A 246-nucleotide genomic window follows, 5' to 3' on the forward strand; every position below is an offset into this window, starting at 1 on the left:
GGTCTTGGTCGTCTGGCTTTTATAAAGGCGCTTCTCGGCGTGACGCACGGCCCGCATGATGACGGTCGCACCCTGTGAATCCTTGTAGACGCCGACACCGAGATCCATTTTCGTCGGCCGCTCGTCGTTCTTGTAGAGAATCGAGAGGCTGAGAATTTTGTCCGGCGGGGCGGCAGTGAGGGTTTCGAACATCGCTTTTCCTTTGAATTGAGATCAAATGCAGAGCTGATTCAGCCAATGCGAGGC

Annotated in this window: 1 pseudogene; it reads right to left on the minus strand. The window is 54.9% G+C overall.

Going from position 1 to position 246, the window contains the following annotated elements:
* Window positions 1-192, minus strand: a pseudogene (locus ACR9ZK_RS22975) (aromatic amino acid aminotransferase); the annotation flags it as partial.
* Window positions 193-246: the final 54 nt, after the last annotated feature.

This window comes from Monashia sp. HAY1-5C (genome assembly GCF_056755255.1).